The 24,926-nt window shown below is 46.6% G+C and carries 27 protein-coding genes and 1 tRNA gene; 6 read left to right on the forward strand and 22 right to left on the reverse strand.

The annotated features are described in order from the left end of the window. Positions 1-60: 60 nt before the first annotated feature. Positions 61-1,179, forward strand: coding sequence for a ribonuclease D (gene rnd, locus VJL_RS15835; protein ID WP_038879291.1), 1,119 nt, complete (start codon positions 61-63; stop codon positions 1,177-1,179). 108 nt (positions 1,180-1,287) lie between these two features. Here the strand turns inward: rnd and minE are convergent, their stop codons facing one another. Genes minE through minC form a run of 3 tightly spaced genes read right to left on the reverse strand, consistent with a single transcriptional unit; the run spans position 1,288 to position 3,046 of the window. After that, positions 1,288-1,551 carry a cell division topological specificity factor MinE gene (minE, locus tag VJL_RS15840; RefSeq protein ID WP_005437690.1) on the reverse strand — a complete coding sequence of 88 codons (264 nt, stop codon included), beginning with the start codon at positions 1,549-1,551 and terminating at the stop codon, positions 1,288-1,290. A gap of 2 nt (positions 1,552-1,553) precedes the next feature. Continuing rightward, on the reverse strand, positions 1,554-2,366 hold the full coding sequence (gene minD / locus VJL_RS15845) for a septum site-determining protein MinD (RefSeq protein WP_005437688.1): 813 nt from the start codon (positions 2,364-2,366) through the stop codon (positions 1,554-1,556). Positions 2,367-2,383: 17 nt separating this feature from the next. Next, positions 2,384-3,046, reverse strand: coding sequence for a septum site-determining protein MinC (gene minC, locus VJL_RS15850; RefSeq protein ID WP_038879294.1), 663 nt, complete (start codon positions 3,044-3,046; stop codon positions 2,384-2,386). 197 nt (positions 3,047-3,243) lie between these two features. Between minC and VJL_RS15855 the strand changes: the two genes are divergently transcribed. The 4 genes from VJL_RS15855 to VJL_RS15870 all read left to right on the forward strand — a co-directional run bounded on the left by VJL_RS15855 (position 3,244) and on the right by VJL_RS15870 (position 6,998). Continuing rightward, complete coding sequence (locus tag VJL_RS15855; RefSeq protein ID WP_038865650.1) at positions 3,244-3,525, forward strand: YcgL domain-containing protein; 282 nt, start codon at positions 3,244-3,246, stop codon at positions 3,523-3,525. Between the two features lie 51 nt (positions 3,526-3,576). Beyond that, complete coding sequence (locus VJL_RS15860) at positions 3,577-4,548, forward strand: lytic murein transglycosylase (RefSeq protein ID WP_038865648.1); 972 nt, start codon at positions 3,577-3,579, stop codon at positions 4,546-4,548. 70 nt (positions 4,549-4,618) lie between these two features. After that, the gene (locus VJL_RS15865; protein WP_038879297.1) at positions 4,619-5,563 is read left to right on the forward strand and encodes a LysR family transcriptional regulator; all 945 of its coding nucleotides are present in this window, start codon (positions 4,619-4,621) and stop codon (positions 5,561-5,563) included. Positions 5,564-5,798: 235 nt separating this feature from the next. Further along, positions 5,799-6,998 (forward strand): NupC/NupG family nucleoside CNT transporter, encoded by a 1,200-nt coding sequence (locus VJL_RS15870; RefSeq protein WP_038879300.1) that lies wholly within the window; start codon positions 5,799-5,801, stop codon positions 6,996-6,998. Positions 6,999-7,371: 373 nt separating this feature from the next. On the opposite strand, the gene VJL_RS15875 is transcribed toward VJL_RS15870, so the two are convergent. Next, the gene (locus VJL_RS15875; RefSeq protein ID WP_038879302.1) at positions 7,372-7,731 is read right to left on the reverse strand and encodes an endonuclease domain-containing protein; all 360 of its coding nucleotides are present in this window, start codon (positions 7,729-7,731) and stop codon (positions 7,372-7,374) included. 643 nt (positions 7,732-8,374) lie between these two features. Beyond that, entirely contained in the window at positions 8,375-9,235 is an 861-nt protein-coding gene (gene folD / locus VJL_RS15880; protein ID WP_038879305.1) for a bifunctional methylenetetrahydrofolate dehydrogenase/methenyltetrahydrofolate cyclohydrolase FolD, read from the reverse strand. A gap of 203 nt (positions 9,236-9,438) precedes the next feature. Between folD and VJL_RS15885 the strand changes: the two genes are divergently transcribed. Then, a tRNA-Arg gene (locus VJL_RS15885) sits at positions 9,439-9,515 on the forward strand. Between the two features lie 101 nt (positions 9,516-9,616). Here VJL_RS15885 and VJL_RS15890 read toward each other — a convergent pair. The 17 genes from VJL_RS15890 to VJL_RS15970 are packed head-to-tail and all read right to left on the reverse strand — an operon-like array spanning position 9,617 to position 24,853. After that, positions 9,617-10,840, reverse strand: coding sequence for a beta-ketoacyl-ACP synthase (locus VJL_RS15890; protein ID WP_038879308.1), 1,224 nt, complete (start codon positions 10,838-10,840; stop codon positions 9,617-9,619). After that, positions 10,837-11,562, reverse strand: a complete 726-nt coding sequence (locus tag VJL_RS15895; protein ID WP_038865638.1) for a 3-ketoacyl-ACP reductase FabG2 — start codon at positions 11,560-11,562, stop codon at positions 10,837-10,839. The genes VJL_RS15890 and VJL_RS15895 overlap by 4 nt, the downstream gene beginning before the upstream one ends. Further along, positions 11,559-12,023, reverse strand: coding sequence for a hotdog family protein (locus tag VJL_RS15900; protein ID WP_038879310.1), 465 nt, complete (start codon positions 12,021-12,023; stop codon positions 11,559-11,561). The genes VJL_RS15895 and VJL_RS15900 overlap by 4 nt, the downstream gene beginning before the upstream one ends. Continuing rightward, on the reverse strand, positions 12,016-13,203 hold the full coding sequence (locus VJL_RS15905) for a beta-ketoacyl-[acyl-carrier-protein] synthase family protein (RefSeq protein ID WP_038879313.1): 1,188 nt from the start codon (positions 13,201-13,203) through the stop codon (positions 12,016-12,018). The genes VJL_RS15900 and VJL_RS15905 overlap by 8 nt, the downstream gene beginning before the upstream one ends. Before the next feature lie 20 nt (positions 13,204-13,223). Further along, positions 13,224-13,835, reverse strand: a complete 612-nt coding sequence (locus VJL_RS15910) for a DUF3261 domain-containing protein (protein ID WP_038879457.1) — start codon at positions 13,833-13,835, stop codon at positions 13,224-13,226. 11 nt (positions 13,836-13,846) lie between these two features. Then, positions 13,847-16,189: an MMPL family transporter gene (locus VJL_RS15915; RefSeq protein WP_038879316.1), complete on the reverse strand. Its 2,343-nt coding sequence runs from the start codon at positions 16,187-16,189 to the stop codon at positions 13,847-13,849. Then, complete coding sequence (locus VJL_RS15920; protein ID WP_038865630.1) at positions 16,161-16,772, reverse strand: LolA family protein; 612 nt, start codon at positions 16,770-16,772, stop codon at positions 16,161-16,163. Before VJL_RS15920 ends, VJL_RS15915 begins: the two co-directional genes overlap by 29 nt. Then, positions 16,772-17,218, reverse strand: coding sequence for an acyl-CoA thioesterase (locus VJL_RS15925; RefSeq protein WP_038879318.1), 447 nt, complete (start codon positions 17,216-17,218; stop codon positions 16,772-16,774). The genes VJL_RS15920 and VJL_RS15925 overlap by 1 nt, the downstream gene beginning before the upstream one ends. After that, positions 17,218-18,771 (reverse strand): HAL/PAL/TAL family ammonia-lyase, encoded by a 1,554-nt coding sequence (locus tag VJL_RS15930; protein ID WP_038879321.1) that lies wholly within the window; start codon positions 18,769-18,771, stop codon positions 17,218-17,220. The genes VJL_RS15925 and VJL_RS15930 overlap by 1 nt, the downstream gene beginning before the upstream one ends. Next, positions 18,755-20,488 (reverse strand): glycosyltransferase family 2 protein, encoded by a 1,734-nt coding sequence (locus VJL_RS15935; protein WP_038879325.1) that lies wholly within the window; start codon positions 20,486-20,488, stop codon positions 18,755-18,757. Before VJL_RS15935 ends, VJL_RS15930 begins: the two co-directional genes overlap by 17 nt. 1 nt (position 20,489) lies before the next feature. Continuing rightward, on the reverse strand, positions 20,490-20,849 hold the full coding sequence (locus tag VJL_RS15940) for an ApeI family dehydratase (RefSeq protein WP_038879329.1): 360 nt from the start codon (positions 20,847-20,849) through the stop codon (positions 20,490-20,492). A 13-nt stretch (positions 20,850-20,862) separates the two neighbouring features. Next, positions 20,863-22,233 (reverse strand): AMP-binding protein, encoded by a 1,371-nt coding sequence (locus tag VJL_RS15945; protein ID WP_038879331.1) that lies wholly within the window; start codon positions 22,231-22,233, stop codon positions 20,863-20,865. A gap of 5 nt (positions 22,234-22,238) precedes the next feature. Further along, positions 22,239-22,799: a COG4648 family protein gene (locus VJL_RS15950; protein WP_038879334.1), complete on the reverse strand. Its 561-nt coding sequence runs from the start codon at positions 22,797-22,799 to the stop codon at positions 22,239-22,241. Continuing rightward, entirely contained in the window at positions 22,799-23,056 is a 258-nt protein-coding gene (locus VJL_RS15955) for an acyl carrier protein (protein WP_038865615.1), read from the reverse strand. The genes VJL_RS15950 and VJL_RS15955 overlap by 1 nt, the downstream gene beginning before the upstream one ends. 15 nt (positions 23,057-23,071) lie before the next feature. Further along, the gene (locus tag VJL_RS15960) at positions 23,072-23,344 is read right to left on the reverse strand and encodes a phosphopantetheine-binding protein (protein ID WP_038865613.1); all 273 of its coding nucleotides are present in this window, start codon (positions 23,342-23,344) and stop codon (positions 23,072-23,074) included. Between the two features lie 10 nt (positions 23,345-23,354). Next, entirely contained in the window at positions 23,355-24,116 is a 762-nt protein-coding gene (locus tag VJL_RS15965) for a lysophospholipid acyltransferase family protein (protein WP_038879337.1), read from the reverse strand. After that, positions 24,113-24,853 (reverse strand): beta-ketoacyl synthase chain length factor, encoded by a 741-nt coding sequence (locus VJL_RS15970; RefSeq protein ID WP_038879340.1) that lies wholly within the window; start codon positions 24,851-24,853, stop codon positions 24,113-24,115. The genes VJL_RS15965 and VJL_RS15970 overlap by 4 nt, the downstream gene beginning before the upstream one ends. Positions 24,854-24,926 lie beyond the last annotated feature (73 nt).

A 24,926-nucleotide genomic window follows, 5' to 3' on the forward strand; every position in this document is an offset into this window, starting at 1 on the left:
ATTGCCAAATAGTGTTAGAATGCCAGCGTTTTGCTGGCATTTTTTTATAGCGAGAAGCATGTGAACTATCAGATCATTACGAAAAACAAAGACCTAGAAGAAGTCTGCGCTCTAGCAAGAGAAGCCGACGTAGTTATGCTGGATACCGAATTCGTCCGAATCAGAACTTACTATCCGCAACTAGGTTTGATTCAGCTTTTCGATGGCAAACAACTTTCCCTTATCGACCCGACTGAACTGACGGACATGACGTCGTTCGTCGAGTTGCTAAAAGACACCTCAGTACTCAAAGTACTGCACGCGTGTGGTGAAGATTTAGAAGTCTTCCAAAATGCCTTTGGCTGCACACCATTCCCAATGGTTGATACTCAACTTATGGCGGCATTCCTAGGTCACGGCTTATCGACGGGCTTTGCTACGCTGGTGGAAGAATACCTAGGCGTTGAGCTCGACAAGAGCGAGTCTCGCACTGACTGGATGGCACGTCCATTGACTCAAAAGCAGCTTGATTACGCCGCAGCTGACGTTCATTACCTAATGCCTCTTTACGAGAAGCTACTCGATAAAGTCAATGAAGCTGGCTGGTGGGAAGCGGTTCAGCAAGAGAGTGATCTGCTTGTTTCAAAGCGTATTCGCAACGTGAACGAAGAAAACGCGTACCTAGACATTAAAGGCGCATGGCAGTTAAGACCGGCTGAACTTGCGATCCTTAAGCCGTTAGCAACTTGGCGTTATAAAGAAGCAATTAAGCGCGACCTCGCATTAAATTTCATCTTCAAAGAAGGTGACTTACTGACGGTTGCTCGTCTTGGTTTGACTGGCTTTAAGAAGATGGAAGCGGAAGGTATCGACATCCGCGCGATTAACCGCCACGGTGCGAGGATTGCGGGTATCGTGAAAAGTGCAAAGCAAATACCTGCCGATGATTACCCAGCGAAAATTGAACGTTTGATGGATTACCCAGGCTACAAGCAAATCTTCAAGAATATGAAAGATGTAGTGAAGGTAGCATCGCAGAAGTCAGGTTTGGCGACCGAGTTTTTGGCTTCTAAAAAGCAGATCAATCAAATCATTAGTTGGGTATGGAAGAAAGATCGCGACCCAGCGCGCCTACCAGATGTCATGCAAGGCTGGCGCCTTGAACTTCTCGGAAAGAACATGGATAAGCTTCTGAAATAGGAGCAAATAAAAAAGGTTGGCATTATCGCCAACCTTTTTTGTAACACGCATTTGTTTTTGTTTTGAGTACTCAAGTGTTTAGAGCGCTCAAGCAAAGTCGAAAAGTAATTACTTCTCGTCTTCTGGCAACTTCACGTTTAGCTCAAGAACCGAAATATCATCGTCCTTGTGTTCAAACGTCAAATCCACCATGTTTGGATCAATCGCAACGTACTTGCTAATTACCTTCAAGATGTCCTCTTTCAATTGAGGTAGGTAAGAAGGTGCAGGATCGTTCTGGCTACGACGCTCAGCAACGATGATCTGCAAACGCTCTTTGGCTAGATTCGCAGAAGTTTTCTTTTGTGGGCGGAAAAATTCTAGTAGTGACATGTCTAGCCTCCGAATAGTCGTTTAAAGAGTCCTTTCTTCTCCTCAGTAAGGAAACGAAATTCAACCTGATTGCCCAGTAGGCGGTCTACCGTATCAGAGTAAGCCATACCCGCGTCGGTGTTCTCGTCAAAGATCACAGGTACACCTTTGTTTGATGCATTCAGTACCGCTTGGCTCTCTGGAATCACACCCAATAGAGAAATGTGTAGGATCTCTTCCACGTCTTCAACGCTTAGCATCTCACCCTGTGTTACGCGAGAAGGGTTGTAACGCGTCAGTAGTAGGTGCTGCTTAACTGGCTCAAGACCTTGCTCTGCGCGTAGCGACTTCGAATCCAAAATACCTAGGATACGGTCGGAGTCACGTACCGAAGATACTTCCGGGTTCGTCGTTACGATCGCTTCATCTGCGTAGTACAGCGCCATCAGAGCACCTTGCTCGATACCTGCTGGCGAGTCACAGATGATGAAGTCGAAGCCCATCTCATCCAACTCAGTGAACACACGTTGTACGCCATCTTTCGTTAGCGCGTCTTTATCACGTGTTTGAGAAGCTGGAAGAATGAATAGGTTATCTGTGCGCTTGTCTTTGATCATCGCTTGGTTAAGCGTTGCTTCGCCGTTGATGACGTTAACAAAGTCATACACCACGCGGCGTTCACAGCCCATGATAAGATCGAGGTTACGCAAGCCGATATCAAAATCGATCACCGCAGTCTTTTTACCCTTTAGAGCCAGACCCGAGGCGATGGCTGCGCTTGAAGTGGTTTTACCAACGCCACCTTTGCCAGACGTTACTACAATAATGCGTGCCATTTTATTTCCTTTTTAGACTAAATCGTGAGTGTTTCTAGATGTAATGATTCTTCGGCTTTACTGATCATTACTTTCTTTTGCCAACACTCACTCTCAATTTGATCGCTCAACCAGTAATCTCCTGCAATGGAAACCAGTTCAGCTTGTAAATCGTGACAAATAATTCGTGCTTCTTGTTGGCCACTCGCCCCGGCAATAGCACGTCCGCGTAGGGTGCCATGAATGTGAATAGAGCCATCAGCAATCACTTCTGCACCAGCGCTTACGTGTGCCAGTACAACCAAGTCACCATCTTTGGCGTAAATCTGCTGGCCAGAACGAACTGGCGTGCGCACGATCTTCGTTGGAGCCATTTTGGCTGGTGCTTGAGTTGGAGATTTGCTCGCAGACATGATGGCGAAGCCCGCTTCTGAAGCAAGGTTTTGAACGCGTTTATCTTTACAGCCAGTCACACCAACCGGAATAAAACCTGCGTCAGCGATGCCTTGTTTAAGTGCGAGGAAATCAATATCACCTTCTACTTTTGCTATATTGATAACCAGAGGTGCGGATGCGAAGAAAGAAGGCGCTTGAGAAACCTTTTCTTGCAAAAATTCGACAGTCGTAGCGATCTCATTGTCAGAAAGGTGTAAAACTGACAATGTAAAACTGCTACCTTTAAGGTCAGGTGAATGGGTCATCGTGGACTTCTTGCCTTTATTGAAAGAGCGTTGCCTTAAACTAGGTCTGTCATGTTATATTTCATCCTTTAGCGCAGCAAGTTCTCAAGCGAGCAAATAAGTGAATTAATCTCAAATTTGCAATCAAGTTTGCGAGAATTTTACGTTTTCAACAAAATCCGCACTCAAAGCGGGTAAATCAGCACAAAAGGCTCGTCATGCTTTGTTCTATTTATAAAAGTTCTAAAAAAGAAGGCACTTATCTCTATATTCCGAAAAAGGATGATTTCTCACAGGTTCCTGACATGCTTATGCAAATGTTCGGTAAGCCTATGCCGGTGATGACAATCAAACTTGATGGCCGTACTTTGGCACAAGTTGATGTCGAGAAAGTGAAAGCTTCATTAATTAATGACGGTTTCTTCCTACAGGTTCCGCCTCCGCCGGAAAACCTACTCGATAAATACAAAGAACAAAAAGCCCAGCAGAAAGGCGAATAAACTCGTAACTTTTCATCTGGGAATTCTGCCTCGCTCATAAAGGAGGGCGATATGAAAAAATTACTGGCAGCCATGCTCAGCGTTGGTATGTGTACTTCAGCCTTTGCAAGCAGCGACGGCTTTGATGAATACCTAAATAAATTGCGTGCAGAAGCGCGTGATAAAGGTATTTCTGAGCAGGTGATCAGTGCCGCTTTTTCTGATGTGGAATACAAACCACGAGCAGTAAAAGCAGACCGTAACCAGCCAGAGAAGAAACTGACGTTAGACGAATACATTCCGCGTGCGGTTCCTGAGTGGAAGGTCAAGCAAGCGAAGCAACTGTATAAAGAACACTACGCTGAACTAAAACGCATTGGCGATGAGTTTGGCGTGCAGCCGCGCTTTATCGTTGCACTTTGGGGCGTGGAAAGTAACTTCGGTAAGTTCACCGGTAACTTCCGCGTGATCGACGCGTTGTCGACCATGGCATTTGAAGGTCGTCGTGAAGAGTTCTTCCGTAAAGAAACCATGGCGGCGCTACAAATCCTAGATGAAGGTCATATCGAGCTAGAGAACTTCAAAGGTTCTTGGGCTGGCGCGATGGGTCAATGTCAGTTTATGCCAAGCTCATTCCTGCGCTTTGCCGCGGATGGTAACGGTGACGGTAAGAAGGACATCTGGCAATCAGAAGCAGACGTGTTTGCTTCTACTGCGAACTACCTAAGCAAATCTGGCTGGGATGATAAGTTCACTTGGGGGCGTCAGGTTAAAGTGCCGCACGGCATTGACCACAACCTGCAAGGTCGCGAAGCAGAAAAAGGTAAGTACCTTCAAGAGTGGAGCAAGCTTGGTATCACCAAATACGATGGCAGCCCGCTTCCTAAGCTGGACGAAGACATTAAAGCTTGGCTGATCATGCCAGACGATGAGAACGGTCGTACTTACTTGGTGTACAACAACTACAATGTGCTGATGAAGTGGAACCGCTCTTACTACTTCGCACTGGCGGTAAGTCATTTAGCTGACCGCATCACATTCTAGGTTGAATGTATAAACGAATAAAAAGGGCTCTTCGGAGCCCTTTGTTTTCTCTATTTTAAACGAGGTTTGCGTGTTATCTGAACGTGCTGCACAAATGGTGATCTTCTCGGCGTTGATCAAACATAAGAATTTTACCGCTGCGGCAAAAAGCCTTGGTGTGTCTGTTTCTCACGTCAGTAAACAGCTTAGCCAATTAGAAGCTTCATTAGGCATCAAGCTTGTGCAACGTACCACGCGCAGCTTCACGCCAACCGAAGCGGGGCAAACCTTCTACCACCACTGTGAGCAAGTGGTACAAGCCGTTAGCAGTGCCACGTTAGAGATGGAAAGCCAACGCGATGAAGTCGCCGGCTTGGTTCGTCTTGGGTTGTCGCAATCTTTTGGCACACTCCACATCATTCCTGCTATCCAAGAACTTCGCGAGCAGTACCCACAACTGCAAGTTGAAGTGCATTTGTTCGATTACAAAGTCGATATGCTCGAAGAAGGCTTGGATCTGTGGATCACCAATAATGAACATTTGCCAGAAGGCTACATTGCTCAGCGCTTAGCAGATTGCCAATTCGTGGTTGCGGCATCGCCGGATTACTTACTCAAGTACGATACACCAACCGAACCGAATGACTTGTCGCAACACAACTGTCTTATCTACCGCAGTTGGGAGCGTGACTACACCAGTTGGGCGTTCACCAATCGCGAGCAAGAGCTCAACGTGAAAGTCTCTGGCAACTACTCAGTCGATTTGGCAGAAGCGGTACGTGATGCTGCGATCGCAGGGTGGGGGATTGCTTACTTAGCCACTTACTTGCTAGGGGATGAATTTCGCTCAGGCAAACTGATTCAGCTTCTACCAGATTGGAGAGCCAGCCAATCTATGCCGTTTTATGCGGTGTACCCAAGTCGTCAGCATATGCCAAAAAAGATCTCTGCAGTGATCGATTTCATCAAACAGAAGATCGGATCGCCTTGCCATTGGGATCAGCGATTAGCTCCTTATATCTCGATTCCTAAGTAGCGAGTACATAAGGTGATTTGAATCACAAAATTTTTCCAAATTCAGAAACATCTTTTCCATTTGGAAATGATGATTTTAGGCAAACGTTTATCTTCATTTAATTCAATGGGTTATTTGGCTGGTTAAATTGCAACCAGCTGACTTATTCAGCCTGTTAACATCTCCAACTTGCAGCATTTATTATGCTCTATACAATCCGACGCCTTTCCTGTTCCCCCTTTGTCGGATTCATTTTATGAACTCAATTCTTGGTATCGTAGCCATCCTATTCGTAGCATGGCTGCTTTCGACTAACCGTAAGAACATTCGTCTACGAACGGTGTCTTTGGCTTTTGCTCTGCAAGTTATCTTCGCGCTTTTGGTATTGTATGTACCAGCGGGTAAAGAAGCGCTTAACGCAGTAACTGGCGCGGTTTCTAATCTGATCAACTACGGTCAAGAGGGCATCGCGTTCCTATTTGGCAACCTAGCAACAGGTGGCTTTACCTTCGCGATCAACGTACTTGGCATTATTATCTTCTTTTCAGCACTGATTTCAGGTTTGTACCACATCGGTCTGATGCCTAAAGTGATCAACCTAATCGGTGGTGGTCTACAGCGCTTGTTAGGCACTGGCCGAGCAGAATCACTGTCTGCTACAGCGAACATCTTTGTGGGCATGATTGAAGCACCACTAGTCGTTAAGCCATATCTTAAGCACATGACAGACTCTCAGTTCTTCGCAGTAATGACTGGTGGTTTGGCATCGGTTGCTGGTGGCACACTAGTAGGTTACGCATCACTGGGTGTGGATCTGAACTTCCTAATCGCAGCGGCATTTATGTCTGCGCCAGCGGGTCTTCTAATGGCAAAAATTATGATGCCAGAGACAGACACCACAACTCAGGATATGGATCTAGACCAAGTAGAAATGCCACGAGCAACCAACGTGGTTGAAGCAATGGCAGACGGCGCAATGTCTGGTCTACGTATCGCAGTAGCGGTAGGTGCAACTCTATTGGCGTTCGTGAGTGTTATTGCGATGCTAAACGGCATTCTAGGCTGGTTCGGCGGTCTATTCGGTATGGAACTGAGCTTCGAGCTAGTGCTTGGTTACCTATTCGCACCAATCGCATGGTTGCTAGGTATTCCTTGGAACGAAGCTATCGTGGCCGGTTCTCTGATCGGTAATAAGATCGTGGTAAACGAGTTCGTAGCCTTCATCCAACTGATGGAAGTGAAGTCTCAGCTAAGCGCACACTCACAAGCTATCGTAACCTTCGCACTGTGTGGTTTCGCAAACATCTCAACCATGGCGATGCTGATTGGTGGTCTAGGCTCACTCGTACCAGAGAAGCGTTCATTCATCTCGAAATACGGCTTCCGCGCAATCGCTGCAGGTGTAATGGCGAACTTGATGAGTGCATCAATCGCTGGCGTGATTTTGAGTTTGTAACAGAACCCCTCCCTAACCCTCCCCTTAAAAAGGGGAGGGGACTAGGCCTGAGTGCGCTGAGTATGGAGCGCCAATCGACAGTTAATATAATGTCTGTAGCGATTGCATTAGTTGAATCGATCTCTTTCCGGTCCTCCCCATTTTCAAGGGGGAGTTAGAGGAGGTTATTACTCCGAACTAAATCCGGTCGCTGCATTTGAATAAGTTAACAAACGAGTAGCGAGCTCAGTCCAGTCCTCCCCATTTTTAAGGGGGAGTTAGAAGGGGTTATTAATCCGAACTAAATCCGGTCGCTGCATTTGAATAAGTTAACAAACGAGTAGCGAGCTCAGTCCAGTCCTCCCCATTTTTAAGGGGGAGCTAGAGGGGGTTATTACTCCGAACTAAATTGAATAATCCTTTCCAAAACAGACTCGGTTTGCTTCATCACTTCTTCGTTGGTAAATCGCAGAACCTTAATCCCCAACGCTTCTATGAATGCATCCCTCTTTGTATCTTTCTCTTTTCCCTCGGTAGAGAAATGGCTATCGCCATCAATTTCTATTACGAGACTCAATTCTGCACAATAGAAGTCAACGATGTAGCGACCAATACCGTGTTGCCTACGAAACTTTACACCGAGTTGTTTTCGTCTAATTTTTTGCCAAAGTACTTCTTCAGGTTTTGGCATATTCGAGCGTAGCTTGCTTCTGATTTTCTTTTGATACTTCAAGTTAAACGTTCGTTGTTGCACTTGTGCTTCCTTTGCGTTCTCAACCCCTCCCTAACCCTCCCCTTAAAAAGGGGAGGGGACTAGAGCGGAGTGCGCTTAGTGTGAAGCGATAATCGAGAATTCATATAATGTTTGCTTTGATTGCATCTGTTAGAGCGATCCAGTCCTCCCCATTTTCAGGGGGGAGCTAGAGGGGATTATTACTCCGAGCTAAATCCGGTAGCTGCATTTGAATAAGTTAACAAACGAGTAGCTAGCTCAGTCCAGTCCTCCCCATTTTCAAGGGGGAGTTAGAGGGGGTTGTTACTCCAAACTAAATCCGGTCGCTGTATTTGAATAAGTTAACAAACGAGTAGCGATCTCAGTCAGGTCCTCCCCATTTTTAAGGGGGAGTTAGAAGGGGTTATTAATCCGAACTAAATCCGGTCGCTGCATTTGAATAAGTTAGTGAACGAATAGCGAGCTCAGTCCAGTCCTCCCCATTTTCAAGGGGGAGTTAGAGGGGTTTGTTACTCCAAACTAAATCCGGTCGCTGCATTTGAATAAGTTAACAAACGAGTAGCGATCTCAGTCAGGTCCTCCCCATTTTTAAGGGGGAGTTAGAGGGGGTTGCTGCTCCAAACTGAAAGGGCTCCTTGCGGAGCCCTTTCAGTATCGTAATTCTTTATTTCTTCGTATGAAACTGCTCGCAAGCGAGCATCGTGTTCTCAATTAGGCTTGCTACCGTCATAGGACCTACGCCGCCCGGTACAGGAGTAATAAAGCTCGCGTTCTCACGTGCTTTATCGTATTCCACGTCGCCGACTAGCTTGCCAGACTCAAGACGGTTGATGCCCACATCGACCACAACAGCCCCTTTCTTAATCCACTCGCCAGGAATGAAGTTTGGCTTACCAACCGCAACCACAACAAGGTCTGCTTGGCGAACGTGGCCTTCTAGATCTTTCGTAAAGCGGTGACAAGTTGTCGTTGTACAGCCTGCAAGTAGCAGCTCAAGTGTCATAGGACGACCAACGATGTTTGATGCGCCAACCACAACCGCGTGCTTGCCACGTAGTTCGATGTTGTAACGATCAAGAAGAGTAATGATGCCTTTTGGCGTGCAAGAGCGAAGCTTAGGAATACGCTGCGCTAGACGGCCCACGTTATAAGGGTGGAAGCCATCCACGTCTTTCTCTGGGTGAATACGCTCAAGAACATGCGTTGCATCGATGCCAGCAGGAAGTGGCAACTGAACAAGAATACCGTCGATTTCTGCATCATTGTTCAACTCGTCAATGAGAGATAGCAACTCTTCTTCCGACGTAGTCGCAGGAAGGTCAAAAGACTTAGAGACAAAGCCAACTTCTTCGCACGCACGGCGTTTGCTGCCAACGTAAACTTGAGAAGCTGGATCTTCACCAACTAGAACAACTGCAAGACCTGGTGCACGTAGGCCCGCTTCAACGCGAGCTTTCACTCGTGCTGCAACTTCGGATCGAACAGTTTGGGAAATGAGAGTTCCATCTATATTTTGAGCAGTCATGACTTTCCTTTTAAATTGAGAAGGGAAATTATTTGCGGCGCATTGTCGCAGAAAATCTATTTAACATCCATACGCAAACGTTTGCTTTGTGGTGTTTTTGAACATTTCTCGTTTCAATGCCCTTTTTTTAGGCATTCAGGTCAGAATGTTATGAAAACACGTTGATTTAAGCGCTTGAACTCGTATAATCCTGTCCCTGTAGCGCGCCCTTAGCTCAGCTGGATAGAGCACGTCCCTTCTAAGGATGTGGTCATAGGTTCGAATCCTATAGGGCGTGCCATTTATTCAAAAGCCCCGATAACTCCTCGAGTTATCGGGGCTTTGTCGTTTTAGCCAATTTAATAAAAAAGCGCTAGTCTCTACTAGCGCTTTTTTAACGGGTTAAATCTTCTTAAAAATGATCGAAGTGTTGATGCCACCGAACGCGAAGTTGTTACTCATTAAGTATTCCACTTTCAGTTCACGGCCTTGACCGGATAAGTAATCGAGATCACCACATTGTGGATCGAGTTTATCCAAGTTGAGGGTCGGGCTAAACCAACCTGTATGCATCATCTCAAGACTTAACCAGGCTTCGATAGCGCCGCAAGCGCCTAGAGTATGGCCAAAGTAGCTCTTTAAAGAACTGATTGGCACCTTACCGAGTGCATTGGCAGTCGCGTTACTTTCTGCGATATCTCCTCGGTCGGTTGCCGTTCCGTGAGCCGAAACATAATCGATTTTATCCGCAGGAATACCTGCATTCTGTAACGCCATTTCCATACAGATCTGCATGGTTTCCATTTGAGGTTGCGTCACGTGTGCCGCATCGCAGTTACTTGCAAAGCCGATAATCTCTGCATAGATTGTCGCACCACGTGCAACGGCGTGTTCGTATTCTTCTAAAACCAACGTACCCGCACCTTCACCGATCACTAGGCCGTCGCGGTCAGTGTCATAAGGCCTCGGTGTGCTTTTCGGCTCTTCATTTTTTAGACTGGTCGCAAAAAGGGTATCGAAGACAGCCGACTCTGTCGGACAAAGCTCTTCAGCGCCACCTGCAACCATAACGGTTTGGTAGCCGTGTTTGATAGCTTCGTAGGCGTAACCAATCGCTTGACTGCCAGAAGTACAGGCGCTGCTGGTCGGAATCACTCGACCACGTAAGCCGAAGAACAGCCCAACGTTAACTGCAGTCGTGTGCGGCATCATTTGTACGTAGGTGGTTGCAGTGATGGCTTTGGTGGTTTTCTCGTTAAGCATGACGCCAAAGGCACCAATCGCATCGGTACTGCCTGTTGAAGAGCCGTAAGCAATGCCAGTTTGGCCGTTTGTCAGCACTTCGTTGCCAATTAAGCCAGCTTGGTTTAATGCGTTTTCGGTGGCTACGGTAGCCAGTTTAGAAACACGACCCATGCCGCGAACTTGTTTGCGCTTGTAGTGCTTAGGCAGTTCAAAATCCATGACTGGGGCTGCCAGTTTGGTATTCAAACCATCATATTGCTCGTAAGAGGGCATGTATTGAGTGGCGTTTTGACAATCGCGTAGTTTAGGTTCTACTGCAGACCAATCGTTACCAAAAGCAGTAACGCCGGACATGCCTGTTACAACGACTCGACGACTCATACTAAGCCTCCGTTTACTGAAATGACTTGGCGAGTCACGTAGCCCGCGATGTCTGACATTAAGTAACTCACAAGGCCAGCGACCTCCTCTGGTTCACCCATCCGGCGCAGAGGGATTTGTGGCATCGCGTGCTCTTTTACGTGCTCGTCAACCATGCCAGTATCGATAAGACCGGGCGCCACGCAGTTTACGGTGATCTTGCGTTTTGCTAGCTCAAGAGCCAATGACTTAGTTGCACCAATCACGCCTGCTTTTGCTGCGCTGTAGTTGGTTTGGCCGCGGTTGCCCATCAAGCCAGATACCGAAGCCAGCGTTACAATGCGGCCGCCTTTGCGTTTTTGTACCATTGGCATCACACAAGGGTGCAAGACATTGTAGAAGCTATCTAGGTTAGTATGAATCACACCGTCCCACTCTTCTTCTGTCATTGCAGGGAAGGCGGTGTCGCGAGTAATCCCAGCATTGTTAACTACGCCGTAGTACGCGCCATGCTCGGCAATGTCCGCTTCTAGCTTGTTGCGGCATTCTTCACGGTTACTGATATCAAACTGAATTAGGCGGCCGTTGCCACCATTTTGTTGAATAGTATCTAAAGTATCTTGTGCGCCTTGTTGATCGCCCATGTAATGCACGACGATGTCAAAACCGTCTTTCGCAAGTTGAACGGCGATGGCTTTACCGATGCCTTTACTAGCACCTGTTACGAGGACTTGTCGGGTCATTGTTGACTCCTGATTTTCATTTCTTTTAATTTTTCTTCTGATGGGACGTAAACGTTCAGTTGGCAGGTCGCAATGGTCTTTTCTTGCCACTCAATTCGAGCCGAAAATACTGCCATACCATTGTCTTCCATCATTTTTTCTGCGTATACGTCGAGTATTTGCCCCTGCATAAACGCATCGCAATCTGCCACGTAGCGTCGGCTGCCAAGCAAAAAACCGATGGGCGGTTCTTCACCTTGAGTAAGCGCGTGATAGCCGGACCAAGCGGCGACAGATTGAGCCATGAACTCGATACCGACATAAGCAGGCACCGAGAGGCTTTCTTGGTTGAAGAATGGATTGTGGTCACCGATATCAACTTGGCAATGAATGGTGTCTTGCTGAACGTCTAAAGCACGATCAACCAGAATCATCGGTTTATCGTGCGGAAGCAGTTGTTCAATAGGGGGAAGTTTAGTCATGAGCGTAACCAAAAATGAGACTAACGTTATTACCACCAAAAGCAAAAGAGTTGCTTAAAATGGCCTTACTATTCAGTTTCGTTGCTGTTTCTACCAACGAAATCTCGATGTCTTCGGCTTTATTTTCACAAGACTGAATCGGAAGGTCGAGGTCGTAATTTAAAATATGCCACGCAATGGCCGCTTCTGTGGCGCTGGCTGCACCCAACGTGTGACCTGTTAACGGTTTGGTTGAGCTGACAGGGACTGCATCGCCAAAGCAACGATGGATGGCTTTGCTTTCCATCGAATCATTCAGTGGTGTTGCTGTGCCATGGGCGTTGATGTAACCAATGTCACTTGGTGATAAGCCCGCATTTTCGAGTGCCTTCATCATCGCTTGTTCTGCGCCAACACCTTCAGGGTGAGGGGCGGAGATATGATGCGCGTCAGAGCTGTCACCTGTGCCAAGTAAGGCCACTTTGGTTGGAGATGTACTTAGCAACATAACAGAAGCCGATTCGCCAATGTTGATGCCATTACGGTCAGCACTGAAAGGTGCGCAGTGCCGTTCTGAAAGAGCTTCTAATCCGTTGAAGCCGTTAAGTGTTAGGCGACAAATCGTATCGACACCACCGACAATCACCGCATCTACAAGCCCGGTTCGAATCAGGCGTTGAGCAGTAATAAATACGCGGCCACTCGAAGAGCAAGCTGTGGAAACTGCATAACACGGTCCGGTTAAACCAAAGTAAGCGGCGACAAAGTCACTGCAATTGCCAAGTTCTTGCTTGCGATAGTGGTAGCTTGCAGGGAAGTCTCCTTCGGAGAGTTTTTCTGCAAATGCCACCTCGCCATCGGTGATGCCTGACGTGCTGCTACCGATAACAACGGCAACACGTTCTGCGCCATACTGTTCTATGGCGTCGCGCACAGGCCCTTCAATCTGACGAAAAGCAGATAGTGCCAGACGATTGTTGCGAGTATCAAATGGGACTAACTCAGGCGGTATCTCTGGTAACGACTCTGCCACTCGGCCAATCACTGTTTGGCGGCCAGAGTTCAGAATATCCGCATCAATGACCATGTTAGATGGTTGGATTCCAGCTAGGCACCGATGAATAACGTTTTCATCTTTGCCCAATGCGGAATGAAAACCACAGGCCTGAATATACAAAGGTTGAGGAGAGCGAGTTGGCATATAGATTTACTAAGGTCGTTCTAATTTAATTGATATTGCAGTGTTTGAATGGAGATTGAAAACCCATGTTTGAGGTGGTGAAAATCAATCTGACCTTTTAACTTGTCAGCGTTTGCATAGCGTATCGCTATGACCTTTTCACCGTCGCTATCAAATACGGTTCGGGAATATCCATCATCAATCATTCGCCACCTTACCTTATTTAGCGGCGCTTCCCAAGCGGAACTCGGCCACAGCGTGATCATTAGATTGAATAGTACCTGCTCTGGTTCCGGTAAGGTGCCTTGTAGCCCGTTTAAAATTTCAGTATTGATTTGCGTGCCATCGTATTGCAGTGACAAGACGCGAGTTCCCCATGAGGAAAAACCAGCCAAGACCACATCAGCGTCGCTGACTTGCAATTGTACGGGTAATTGTTCTTGCTTGTCTTTGCCATCAATCGACCAAGTCGCGGTGATCAATTGGCTTGCTGTGAGCTGGTAGCCTAGTGCGTTCGGGGCTGGAAGAGAGACTTGGGTGCCTTTGGCTATTTCCACCGTTGGCGTTGACTGCTGAGGAACTAAGCTACACGCACTGAGCAGAATGCTTAGCGTGAGGCCAACAGTAACTCGGAGCATCGTGGTTATCTTCATCGTTCTGAGCTTCATTGTGATTTATCTTCCGTCATGATGGCGATAGGAGAGAGCAGCCAAGCGATAAAAATACCGCTTAATACCGTGATACCAAAGCTATGGATGGCATGCGTTTGGCTCAACGAGAGCAGGCCAAAAGATAAGACTGTGGTAATGGCTGACAACGTAATTGCAAGCAAGGTGCTGAGACTGCGAGCCTTCTCGGCAAAGAACAAGGTGTAGTCGATACCAATACCAAGAATCAAAATCAGGCCAAGTAAGTTAAACAGATTGAGCGTTGAACCCGCGGCCACGGCTGCTGCCAGGCCCCCGGCACAAGCAATGGCAGACGGTAACAAGATTCGCCAAGCGTGTTTAAAGCCGTAGCGTTTGACTAATACTGCAAAAATTAAGGCTGTCGCTGCCAGCAATAGCTCCATGATTTTGATTCGGTATTCGCCAAACAGGGTCGAAATTTCTTCTGCTTTGTTTAGGTAAGTCACGTCAGCTTGTGATTGAGCGAACGCTTGCACCAGACCGAGATTCTTAACTTCATTCAGTGTAATCACGGCGGCTGATTTACCTGCAATCTCACCTAAATGCAGAAAGCGAATCGGTTCTGATACCGGGTTACTGAGGTACTGTGATAGCGTGATTGGCGCAAATTCAGCTTGTAACTCTGGCACTTTAGTCAGTTGTAATCCTGCTGCTAATGCTGGCCCCTGAGTTTGGTACAAGTGGCTGATTAAGCTGAAATCTTGTTGTTGGCGCTGATTCGAACCTAAGTATTGAGCCAAACTCTGATGGCCTTTGATAAGGCGCTCTTTTTGCCAGTTAACTAAAATCAGCTCAAGGCTTTCCAAGCGCTGCATTAAGGCTTCATCTGAGTCAGCAGTAACGACCAACATTTGTTGTGATGCCTGTATGCCACTCACTTGTGTTATCAAGGCTTCTTGTTGCTTTAACGTCGCTGGCATGGCTTGCAGTTGGCGAATATCATCATCGTATTTGAGTTGAGCAAGATAGTATCCGCTGATGGCTAAACACAACACAGGCAAACCGAATTTGAAAGCAGGGTGCTGCCATAAGTTTAACCAAACTGAGAGCAAGCGCTTACTCGGTAAAATTGCGGCCGATTGAGAGGGCTTTGTCGCCAATATCGGATACCAAGCCACGACGGTCGCATAGGCGGCAATCAAACCAATCGATGAGAACAGAGCCAACTGCTGCAGCCCAGGAAAAGGCGCGACCAGCATACCTAAATAGCCAATCAAACTGGTGACAAGCCCAAGTGTGATTGCAGCAAAGATGTGTTTCAGCCCCAAGCGGCTGTCCCATTGATTACCAGCGGCTAATCGTTCTGTTAGATAATGGAAAGCGTAGTCAATGGAAACGCCAATCAGACTCGCGCCAAAAACCAAGCTAAACAGGTGAACTCTGCCAAAAATCCATGTCGTGATACCTAGTGCGATGGCAAGTCCAACCGAGATAGACAATAGTGCTAAAGCCAATGGCGTTACACTACGGAAGACTACGAGAAACAGCACTACAATTCCTAGCAGAGAGAATACGCCGATGGTACTGATTTCTGACTTCGCGCTTTGAGTTCCAAAATCGGCATAAAACAGCACACCAGTATGTGCCGTTTGTACGCCATATTTGTTAGCAATGGTGTGTTCCAATTGGTCAATTTCAGGCACCGCCAATTGGGTTGATAATGCGTAAGGTGAGCCACCTAATGTCGCCGTGATCAACAAATAAGGTTGGCCGTTCTTCTCGGTAAACAAATACCCATTTTCTAAATGAAACGCTGAGGTTTGTTGAGTTACCTGACCTAAATAATCACGGAAGAGTAAGAACGGGTCGGTTTGTAACTCTTGTCCAGTCACGCCAGAAAAGGGATTGTAGAGAGATTGAATCACATGCTGAACTTGCGCTTGAGGATTTGTTGTTAATCGTACGCGTTGTTCAGGAGTGAGCTGCTGAAAGCGATGGTTGAAATAGTAACTTGCCCATGCTTTTTGCTTGTCTGGTGAGATTTTGCCGACAACTTCAGTAAAGTGCTGAGTTTGTTGTAAGCCTTGCTCAAATGCTGCTGCAGCCTGAAAAAGTTTGGCTTTATCTGGTGCCGACAAAACAAAAATAACCTTATCACTCATGCTGCTAGAAACCGCGTCGAAGGCTTGCTCAGCAATTGGGTTTTGCTGATTTTCTGGCAATAGCTTCAGAATGTTAGTTTCAATTGGTGAGTGCTCGCTACCAAGCCATTGCGTCAGCAACAGCGAACTTGCAAGCACTACAACCCCCAACCAAACCAAAGCCAGTGAGTGCGAACCTAGCCGGAATTTAGAAGTCAAATTGAGCCTTTTCAGCATCCGTCATTTCCAGTGGTAGTGAAGTCTGTTGAGTGAACTCGATTTCTGTTTTGTCACCACGCAGTTCTTCTAGCATTAATTGGTCGATATGTTGTTCACCAGAAAGGGTAATCACTTTAAATACCGCATTGAGGGGCGCTTGTTTAGGCGTTAGAGCCAGTTGCCATTTACCGTTTTCTTGAGCAGAGAAATTAAGCGTAAATTGCGCTTTTAGTGCTGCTGTATCGCCATGGAATACCGAAAGAAACACATGGCTGAAGTAAAACGCCATTGGGTTTTCTTGGGCCGTAATGATCTTTGAAACTTGATCCCCAAACGTTTGACGCAACTTGTTTTGAGTAAGCACTAAGTTCACAGCAAATGGCACTTGTTGTTGCCACAATAAGCCATGCGATTTACTGAGCGTAAATTTACCGGTTGATGTTAGCGGTTGATTGAACATTTCAAGGTGGCGGCTTTGTTTAAAGTCACCACGTACTATCTCGTTCTGAGATAACTGCTGTTGAAGGGATTCTAAATCAGTCACTTGAGCCCAAGCAGAAACAGAGAACAGCATCAATAAAGAGCATAACCATTTGCGCATTAAGCAAGGCTCCCATGCTTGTGCCATTGTTCGATTTTGTCCATGAATACGGCAGGTGAAGCAAAGCACATCTCTTGTTTCTCAATCGATACCGCGACTTGGGTCGTGTGCGCTTTACACATACGTTGGTCAGTGTTGGCATCGTAGATCACGTAGTCGACGCGCAAGCGGTTCTCCCACTCTGTCAGCTTTGCGGTAATACGAATTTCATGATTGAACGGAATCGCTTTTACGTACTTCACTCGCGTATCAATGATTGGCCACATGTAGCCAGACTCATTCATATCGCGGTAGCTGTATTCAATCTTTTCCATTAGGACACGACGTGCTTCTTCAAAATAGCGAAAGAAGTTTCCGTGATAAATCACACCCATTGGATCTGCATCTTGAAATGAGGTGATCATCGTCACCTCAGCTTCCAAAGGGTAAAGGACTTGTTCTTGCATTACGCCTCCGCGTACAACGACCATTGACGTTGCTGAATTTTAGCAATGAAGTTACGCAGATCATGCTCTAAAGGACGATCTTCGACAACAAACTCAAACTCTTCCAGTACCGCATCGCGAATCATCTTCAAGTTACTGCTCATGTGGTGCTCATCAAGCTCATTATGGCGACGACGAATTTCTACCGCTTGCACACTTGCCAGCAATGACGCGGCTGCAACTTGTTCGGTTAGTTCCAGTACACGCATACAATCGCGTGCAGCAATGGTGCCCATGCTGACTTTGTCTTGGTTGTGGCACTCTGTTGAACGAGAGAACACGCTTGCAGGCATGGTGTGTTTCAGCGCCTCTGCTGTCCATGCGGAGATGCCGATTTGTACTGCTTTGAAACCGTGGTTGATTGGTTTACGTTCGCCCTCTGCACCGGTCAGGTTAAACGGAAGGCCGTTGTTGAACTTGTAATCCATCAGCTGTGCCATTTGACGATCCAACAAATCAGCAAGGTTAGCAATGTTCGCTTTTAAGGTATCCATGGCCATTGCGATGTGGCCGCCATAGAAGTGACCGCCATGCAGTACACGTTCGTTGTCACCATCAATGATTGGGTTGTCGTTAGCACTGTTGAGTTCGTTTTCGATCAACTGACGTAACCAAGGCAGAGAATCTTGCACCATACCAATCACATGCGGAGCACAACGCAGAGAGTAACGGTCTTGAAGACGGTCGCTATTGCGTGGTGGGCGCTCGGCTTTAAGGTCGTTACGTAGCCAAGCGGCAACTTGTTGTTGGCCTGGGTGCGGCTTCACGGCGAACAAGGCTTCATCAAAGTGGAAATCATTCCCTTGCATGCCCACCGATACCATTGCCGTTATCTTGGTACACAACTGCGCAAGATATTCTGCGCGTTTATAAGCGATACAAGCCAGCGCCGTCATGACCGATGTGCCATTCATTAGCGCCAACCCTTCTTTTGGCTTAAGCGTAATTGGGTTAATACCTAATTCGGCAAACACTTCTTGGGTTGGACGTACTTCACCTTTGTAAAGCACATCGCGTTCACCAATCAATGTTGCAGCAAGGTAAGAAAGCGGCGTTAGGTCACCACTTGCGCCTACGGAGCCTTCTTGCGGAATACGTGGAGCAACATCATGGTTGATTAGGTTTACGATCTGGTTAAGTAGATCGTGAGAAACACCCGATACACCTTGCGATAATGAACACAGACGCGTCGCAAGAACGGCTCTTGCTTGCTCGTGAGAAAGGATTTCACCTAAGCCACAACCATGAAAGCGAGTTAAGTGCAGCGGTAACTCATCAACCAATGCTGGTGGAATCGCGACGGTACACGAGTCACCGTAACCTGTGGTCACGCCGTAAATGACGCCTTCTTCTTTCAGCAATTTCTCTAGAAAAGCGACGCCACGATCGATCTTGGACGTAAATTCTGGTGACGCATTCATGCTTGCGTTTGCGCCTTGTGCAATCGCAACCACATCTTCGATAGAAAGAGCTTGTGCGCCGAAGGTAATGTTTTGATTAGTGTTCGTTGTCATGTTGCTGATTACTTAAAGTCCAGAAGTTGAAAAAGTTATACCACTGCAACGGTGCTTGCAGAGTATGGTGCTCCAATCGTTGTGCGTATTGCTGTACCACAGTATCTAACGCTGCTTGGCGCGTTTTGCGTGGTAGGACGATTTGGTCACTAAAATGTTCGAAGTACACATTGAAGTGCGGGGTGATGGCATTGTCGTCTCGTAGGCCAAACAGCAAATAAACCGGCGCTTTCAGTACCGAGGCCAACATAAATGGGCCTTGAGGGAAGGGGGCGGGTTTACCTAAAAAGTCTGCCCAAACCACACGGCTTTCAACGCTGGTTGAAGTGCGATCTCCCACAATCACAACCCATTCACCTTGCTCAATTTTTTGTTGTAGCAAAATGGCGGTGTCTGGCCCCATTGAGCTGACTTGAATCACGTTGAGTTCTGAGCTCGGGTTTACGGCTTTCATGACCGCATTGAACTGCTCAGCGTGTTCGGTGAACACCAAAGCATTAATTTTGACATGAGAATGGCGACGACCCAGTGCGCGGCACAGTTCGATGTTGCCTAGGTGTGAGCCCAGAATGACCACACCTTGTTGTTTCTCTGCCATTGCTTCGAAGTGGTGCTGACCGTGAATGGTGAGATTACTCACGTCAAAGTCACCTTGCCACGCGGCCAGCTTATCCAGCATGGTGCGGCCAAATGACAAAAGATGATGATAGCTATCGAGTGGCTGTGGTAACACTAAACTTTGCTGTTTCGCGTAAGTCTGTAATTGGTTGAGATAAAGCTCAGATGCTTGACGTGAAGACTTACCAGTAAGGTGGTAATAGCGCATCACTAACTTCAGGATGAAGTCGAACGCTTTGCGGCCAAACAGACGGTAGATCGCCAGAAGCGTCTTGATGCCTAAAACGGTGCCTTGCTCTTTGCGTTTCGACCAATGCGCATCGCTTTGATTGTGCTTTTGTTCGATGTCTTTAAATTGACGTTTTCGAGCTAACAAAGATGGAATGCGTGGCAACATGCCAAAGAACAAGCGAGTATGCATCCAACTGATTTTGACGTTGTCCCACAACGCGTCAAAGTGAGAAATACCGCCTTCAGGGTAAATCACCCGAGTCGGAACAAAGTCGATATCAGTGCCATCCCAATACATGCGAACAAGGATCTCGATATCGAAGTCCATGCGTTTACCAATCTCATTCTTATTGAGGACGTTGGCCGTAGCTTCGAGAGGATAGGCACGAAAGCCGCACATGCTGTCTTTAATCGACAGAGACAAGGTTTCAATCCATACCCAGATATGGGTCGCGTATCGGCCATACAGACGCGATTTTGGTACGCTGTCGTCGTAAATCGGTTGACCTGAAATCAAGTTATCTGGCTTATCTTGTGAAGCTTGAAGCAGATTAGGTAGAGCATCAAGATCATGTTGACCGTCAGCGTCGATTTGAATCGCATGACTAAAGCCATCCGCGTAGGCTTGTTGAATACCAGCCATTACCGCTCCGCCTTTCCCTTGGTTTTCGGTCAGACGAATTAAGGTGATTTTCTCTTCGTTTGCTAACGCATCCAGTGTTTGCTTTGTCGCCTCTTCACTGCCGTCATCCACGACCAAAATGGGCATGGAAAATGACGCGAGAGAATCTACAACGGCAGCGATGGTGCTGCCATGGTTATAGCAAGGGATCAGAAAGCACGGTTGATAGGGGTTTGCGCCGCTCACACTAGCTACCCAATTTCATTTTGCCAGATGAGTGAACAATCGTCTGTTCAGCGGATTGAGAAGTATATTTGAACGCCAGCTTTTCACGTTCAGAATCCCAAGACAGCGATAAGCTAACCTGCATATCTGGCAGGATAGGTTCTTGGAATTTGATCACTTCCATCCCTTTAAATACTGCAGGCGTATTGAGGTATTCGACGGCATAAAACAGCGCCCAATCGATTTGAGTTACGCCCGGCAGTAGGGGGAAATGCGTAAAGTGCCCTTGGAAATCCATGATGTCAGCGTCGACAAGCATCTCAATGGTCGCTGTCTGATCTAACACGTCTATGTTCTTGAGCGTTGGTTTTCTTTTGTCCATGTTCGATGCTTAATTATTCTTGGAATAGTTTTTCTATTTCAGCGACTTGTCGCTTACCTTGGCTGTTAAGTGGTACTTCATCCAGCACTCGGAATTTGCGTGGTATCGCAATCGGCTCTAACCAGTTACGTAGCGCTTTTCTCAGTGCAAGCCAAAACTTGCCTTTGCCCAGTTCACTTAATGTCTGCTGGCCTTGCTCGTTCAATACTATGACAGCAAAAAGCGACAATCGTCCTGCTTGCTCCATAGGAATAACAGCACTTTCCTTAATCCAAGGCAGCTGTTCTAAACGTTTTTCTACTTCAACCAAAGACACACGTTTTTCTTCGACCTTAACGATTCGGTCTGTGCGGCCGCGTAATTCGAAAGAAATACTATCATGGAAATAGCATTCATCTGCGGTTTGATACCAAGCGTTTTCATCGATGTGCGGTGAGCGAAGCTTTAAACAATTTTCATGGTTTAATGCCGCTTCAACTCCAGGGAACAGCGTCCAAGGTTGTGTCGCAGTAAGCTGTTGACGATAAGCAATACCGCCAGTTTCTGTACTACCAAATACTTCGACTGGATAGTCACCAAAAATCTCAGCACTGTGTTGTGCGGCGTCATTCGGTAACGGGCCACCAGAGGAGAAAACGCAGCGCAATGCCGTCGGTTTATGCTCCTCGGTGAGACGCTTGAGCAGAGCAGGGCTGCTAATTAAAGCGGTATTACTGGTGGCATGATTCACAATTTGCTCTGGAAACTCCAGATTGTGGGTAGCAAAAGCGCGACCAGCACAAAGTGGCCAAAGCACACGGAAAAGTAAGCCATAAATATGCTGATGAGAGACCGTACTTTCAATCTGACAGCCAGCGATTTTCTCTCCCCATAAGGATTGAAGAATCGCAATTTCGACATCCAGTTGTTTAAGTGTTTTCGCAATGGCTTTAGGTTTACCGCTAGAACCGGACGTAAACAAAGTGATGCTCAGAGCGCTGGCGTTAAGCGAGTGCCACTCCATCGAGCGGTCATCTGCTTCTTCCGTCACGCAACGTGTGGCCAAGCTGTCTGGTACCGAAACGTCAGCATCATGAAGGACGAGGTCGTAATGTTCATCAAGTTCTTTTAATGCTTCTGGTTGGTAGTTCCCTGGCAAAACGATGGCTTTATTGGCATGGCAACAAGCAAGAAAACTGATGGCAAACAGGTAGCTATTGGCAAAGCAAAGAGCAATACGCTGTGATGGATTGGCGTCGAGTTGTCTTTTAAGAGCGGAAACACTGCGCTGAAATTCATCCCATGTTTTTTCTTGAGCGGACTCGAAGGCGACGACCGATGGTTCAGGACGTTGAGCGCGCATTAACATCGCAATAGAAGAGAAGTCAGAAGAACGGGTGTTCATACGATCTAGTGTTCCTTTCGTACAAATTGGCGCACTATCCATTCACCGGCAAATAAACTGCCTGCAAGTAGGTAGCTGATCAGGCCGTTGTATAACGTCCAAATCTCGATGGATTCAAAGCAGGTATACAGTGCAGTTGCCGCATTCATAATAAAAAATGTGCACCATACCAGAGTGACTTTACGTGTGTAGAGTACGCCGCTTTCAGGCAAATCTGGTTCTTGAAGCCGAGCCAATCGCTCAATGATGGTTTGAGGCTGTCTTAAGCTGAGGGCGAACACCCCAAGCATGCAAAGGTTCACCACGACAGGATAGAACTTTAGCCACCCGTGTTGCTTAAATACAACCCCAAGGGTGACCAGAACGATACCAACAATGCCAGTGGTGAAAGCAAGAAACTTAAATTCTTTCAGCGGGGTCTTGTTTGCAACCAATAATCGCAAGAGCAACGCTGCAATTAACAAGCCCCCAACGAGGTTTAAGCCAAATCGATCAATGCCGAAGTAAACAGCAAAAGGGTAGGCAAACAGGACAATTGCAGACAGACCAGTCAGCAATTGGCGCATTAACTTTCCTTAAGAAGTTCAGCGACAGCCGTTACCACGTCATCCACCGTACGAACGGTGCTGAATTCAGCTGGCTTGATTTTCTTACCAGTGACATTTTGCAGGTGAACCACAAGGTCTACCGCGTCAATGCTGTCTAGGTCGAGATCGGTGTAAAGGTGTGCTTCTGGCTGGATATCTGCAGCGTCGATTTCAAACAGTTCTACCAGTGCATCTTTAACTTGTTCAAATACTTGATCTTTATTTACATCTGTCATGAATATACCTAAAAACTATTCATTATCTTGGGAAGAAGTTTGAGAAGAAATGTACTTCGCAAGGTTAGCTACTGAAGCAAAGTGCTCACGTGTATTTGAATCGTCAGCATCAATGACAATGTTGTATTGCTTTTTAATCGCTAAGCCAAGCTCAAGTGCATCAATAGAATCCAAGCCTAGACCATCACCAAACAGCGGCGCTTCGGTTTCAATATCGTCGACGGTTAAATCTTCTAGGTTCAATGCGTCAATAATAAGTTGCTTGATATTGTTGTGTAATTGTTCCACTGGGACCTGCTTATAATTCTGGAAAAATAGTATCAGCTAAATGCTGCTGTAAGCGACGAGCCGCTATTGTTGGGGACGTAGTTTGCTTTATAAAAGGCTCAATCTCAACTTTATCCTTCACTTCCACTTTGAAAAAGGGTTTTGTCGCCGGAACTTGATACCACTTTTTCTCTTTTGTTAAGAAGCTAGGCGTCACCGTAATATGTACAACTCTTAAATCTCGCTGCGTTCTTACTGCTATTTGTGCAGCACCACGCTGTAATTTTGATTTTACCCCAGGAGTGGTTCTTGTGCCTTCCGGAAAAATGAGCAATACATTGCCATTATCAAAACGTTCTTCACACATTGTTAATAAATCATCAGGAGCTTCATTAGGAATATAACCCGCAGCTTTCACAATGTGTTTCATAAATGGGTTGGCCCAAATCGCTGACTTTACTAAACAATCGCAACGCTTTAATTGAGATGCGATAAGAACGTAATCAATTAAACTTGGGTGGTTGCCAACAATAAGGCAATTTTGATCTTGTTGAATAATATCTGCGCCGATGATCTTATAATCGATTGCGCCAGTAAATTTCATCAATTTACAGAAGGTATTAAAAGCAAACTGTATCGCACCTTGGACTTTATATTCCTTGGCGGTTTGATCGGAGGTGGTTAAACCAATGAGTGGAATGACGATAAAACTGAGTACTAGACCGCCAAGCCCAAATACGGAAAAACAAAAGCCAGTAGCAAAGACACGCCAATATTGATTCAAAACCCTCATCGACGATGCCATTCCCACGTTTGCTGTGGCGAATGAATCAACCAGCTGGGATCTTCACAAAGATAGTGTTTTAAGAAAGCTAATCCTTGTGGGAGCGGGCAAGGTTGGGACGTGTGTCCGCTTCTTTTTGTTGCGACTTGCTCTATCTTAAAATCGTCACCAGCAGACAACACCATACCGACGGCATAACCTTGATACTGCTGGGTCTCAAACTCCGAGTAAGCATCAGGCAAGGGTTCATCAAAGTCGATAAACAGTACTTTTTTGTCTGGGTTTTCTGCGAGAAACAACCACGCTTCAATCAATGCGCTTTGAAAAGTGTTCTCTGATGCCGCAATCGATGTCAATGGGATAGGTTGCTTAGTCGCAATGGTTGCCAAGCCCGCTGCGGTATTGTGCACCGACTGAGAAAACGCCATTGGGGAAGCTTCTTCGCCTTGGATAATGTCTTCAATCAACGCTGCGCTGCGATGTAACTCGCCATGGCGACTCGCAAAAACCAAGTAATCCACATCGTACTGTTTGAGTAAACCAATCGCGGTTTGTACCGCAAGTTTGCTTAATGCGCTCATACGTCGGCGCATCATTGGTGGGATATCTGCGACGTGTAATTTGCCCTCTTCAGGCCATATATAGTCCGATGCCCACTGCTCCCATTCTTCTGGTTGATTTAAACCCAATGAATTGGCGGATAATGCATCGATATTAAACGAAATTTTGATCTTCGAGTTTGGCATATTTGTTTAAATTGTTTATTTTACAGCTCGATAGAATCTGGGTTTCACCAGAGTCACAATAAAAGGAAACGAC

It is taken from the genome of Vibrio jasicida CAIM 1864 = LMG 25398, assembly GCF_000400365.1.
Classification (GTDB): domain Bacteria; phylum Pseudomonadota; class Gammaproteobacteria; order Enterobacterales; family Vibrionaceae; genus Vibrio; species Vibrio jasicida.

Coding starts and splice junctions, on each gene's coding strand:
- VJL_RS15945 (WP_038879331.1), bottom strand. CDS start 22,233: ATGAACACCCGTTCTTCTGACTTCTCTTCTATTGCGATGTTAATGCGC.
- VJL_RS15860 (WP_038865648.1), top strand. CDS start 3,577: ATGAAAAAATTACTGGCAGCCATGCTCAGCGTTGGTATGTGTACTTCA.
- VJL_RS15870 (WP_038879300.1), top strand. CDS start 5,799: ATGAACTCAATTCTTGGTATCGTAGCCATCCTATTCGTAGCATGGCTG.
- VJL_RS15855 (WP_038865650.1), top strand. CDS start 3,244: ATGCTTTGTTCTATTTATAAAAGTTCTAAAAAAGAAGGCACTTATCTC.
- minC (WP_038879294.1), bottom strand. CDS start 3,046: ATGACCCATTCACCTGACCTTAAAGGTAGCAGTTTTACATTGTCAGTT.
- VJL_RS15900 (WP_038879310.1), bottom strand. CDS start 12,023: ATGACTAAACTTCCCCCTATTGAACAACTGCTTCCGCACGATAAACCG.
- minE (WP_005437690.1), bottom strand. CDS start 1,551: ATGTCACTACTAGAATTTTTCCGCCCACAAAAGAAAACTTCTGCGAAT.
- VJL_RS15965 (WP_038879337.1), bottom strand. CDS start 24,116: ATGAGGGTTTTGAATCAATATTGGCGTGTCTTTGCTACTGGCTTTTGT.
- folD (WP_038879305.1), bottom strand. CDS start 9,235: ATGACTGCTCAAAATATAGATGGAACTCTCATTTCCCAAACTGTTCGA.
- VJL_RS15920 (WP_038865630.1), bottom strand. CDS start 16,772: ATGCGCAAATGGTTATGCTCTTTATTGATGCTGTTCTCTGTTTCTGCT.
- VJL_RS15905 (WP_038879313.1), bottom strand. CDS start 13,203: ATGCCAACTCGCTCTCCTCAACCTTTGTATATTCAGGCCTGTGGTTTT.
- VJL_RS15950 (WP_038879334.1), bottom strand. CDS start 22,799: ATGCGCCAATTGCTGACTGGTCTGTCTGCAATTGTCCTGTTTGCCTAC.
- VJL_RS15910 (WP_038879457.1), bottom strand. CDS start 13,835: ATGAAGATAACCACGATGCTCCGAGTTACTGTTGGCCTCACGCTAAGC.
- VJL_RS15895 (WP_038865638.1), bottom strand. CDS start 11,562: ATGACCCGACAAGTCCTCGTAACAGGTGCTAGTAAAGGCATCGGTAAA.
- VJL_RS15915 (WP_038879316.1), bottom strand. CDS start 16,189: ATGCTGAAAAGGCTCAATTTGACTTCTAAATTCCGGCTAGGTTCGCAC.
- VJL_RS15970 (WP_038879340.1), bottom strand. CDS start 24,853: ATGCCAAACTCGAAGATCAAAATTTCGTTTAATATCGATGCATTATCC.
- minD (WP_005437688.1), bottom strand. CDS start 2,366: ATGGCACGCATTATTGTAGTAACGTCTGGCAAAGGTGGCGTTGGTAAA.
- VJL_RS15925 (WP_038879318.1), bottom strand. CDS start 17,218: ATGCAAGAACAAGTCCTTTACCCTTTGGAAGCTGAGGTGACGATGATC.
- VJL_RS15940 (WP_038879329.1), bottom strand. CDS start 20,849: ATGGACAAAAGAAAACCAACGCTCAAGAACATAGACGTGTTAGATCAG.
- VJL_RS15930 (WP_038879321.1), bottom strand. CDS start 18,771: ATGACAACGAACACTAATCAAAACATTACCTTCGGCGCACAAGCTCTT.
- VJL_RS15955 (WP_038865615.1), bottom strand. CDS start 23,056: ATGACAGATGTAAATAAAGATCAAGTATTTGAACAAGTTAAAGATGCA.
- VJL_RS15890 (WP_038879308.1), bottom strand. CDS start 10,840: ATGAGTCGTCGAGTCGTTGTAACAGGCATGTCCGGCGTTACTGCTTTT.